Source organism: Frigoribacterium sp. 2355 (assembly GCF_054060695.1).
Genome location: NZ_JBSSDL010000026.1, coordinates 1 through 1,082, shown reverse-complemented (window position 1 = coordinate 1,082; position 1,082 = coordinate 1). Strand labels below are relative to the sequence as shown.

The window sequence follows — 1,082 nt, the reverse complement described above, 5'->3', positions numbered from 1 at the left end:
CATGACCACACGATCGGACGCTGACAGCAGCGTTGTGCTCTGGCGGCCCACGGGCCCGGAGGAACTCGAGCTCGTCGAGGCGAGTGGCTGGTCGCTGTGGCCCCCGAGACTGCCGGATCAGCCGATCTTCTACCCGGTGCTGAACGAGGACTACGCCGCGCGCATCGCCCGAGAATGGAACGTGAAGGCCTCAGGCGTCGGCCATGTCACTCGTTTCTCCGTGCGTCGGAGCTTCCTCGAAGGCTTCGACGTCCAGCAGGTGGGTGGGCGGAGCATCCTCGAGTACTGGATTCCGGCGGAACGCCTCGATGAACTGAACGCGAATCTCGTGGGGCCAATCACGCTCGTCAGCACGTTCCGTCTCGATGACGCCGACGGCGAGATCAAGGAGTTCCGGGAGGAGTGGCCCGTCCGTAGTGCGTCGTGAGGCAGTGGGCGGGGAGCGATCCCCTATCGGGACGCCTTCGGGTCGTGTTCGGCCCTACGGAACGTATTCTTCAAATGCCAAGAGGGACCAGGGCTCCAGCCCGCTCGTGTCCAGGTCGCCTTCCGGAAGCACCCGGGTCGTGCCGAACTCGCGAGCTGCATAGTCCAGCAAGTTCGTGCCGAAGACGATGACGTCCGTCTGGTGAACGGAGAATACCGGGGCCCCTGGACCGAACGGCGCAGCCGGCAAATAGCGGTGGGCGTACAGAGGTACGAGCTGCGGCCAAGTGCCGACCTGTCGCTTCACAACCTCGGAGCGCGCCGCGAAGGAGTCGGGGCGCTCGCCCCACGACGCAGGCCAGAAGTCGTTCTTCTCGACGTCGAACAGGACACCTTCGAAAGGCTCTCGAATCGCCTTGCGGACACGCTCGTCCCCTCTGGCCCGCCAGTCGTACCAGCCATCACCCACGGGAAGCGCGAGGGTCAGGAGCTCGCGGTGGTCGGCGGCGAAACGGACGCCGTATCGGCGTTCAGCACGACGCAACTCAGCCTCGGAAAGCCCCGCCTCGAGGGCGACACGTCGTTCTCGAAGGAGCTCGACGACCTCGGCGGCAGACACGTCGCCAGCATAGACGCGACCTGTTCGACAGCCGATC

2 protein-coding genes are annotated in these 1,082 nt (G+C 65.3%); one reads left to right on the top strand and one right to left on the bottom strand.

Annotation, left to right across the window (positions count from 1 at the left end):
• Position 1: 1 nt before the first annotated feature.
• Positions 2 to 427 (top strand): ADP-ribosylation/crystallin J1, encoded by a 426-nt coding sequence (locus ACVJ1F_RS15370; RefSeq protein WP_456887286.1) that lies wholly within the window; start codon positions 2 to 4, stop codon positions 425 to 427.
• 54 nt (positions 428 to 481) lie between these two features.
• Here the strand turns inward: ACVJ1F_RS15370 and ACVJ1F_RS15365 are convergent.
• Positions 482 to 1,082 (bottom strand): hypothetical protein (locus ACVJ1F_RS15365; RefSeq protein WP_456887284.1); only part of this gene is annotated, 601 nt, incomplete at its 5' end.

Excerpts from the sequence above, each read along its gene's own strand:
- ACVJ1F_RS15370 (WP_456887286.1), top strand. The coding sequence starts at position 2 with ATGACCACACGATCGGACGCTGACAGCAGCGTTGTGCTCTGGCGGCCC.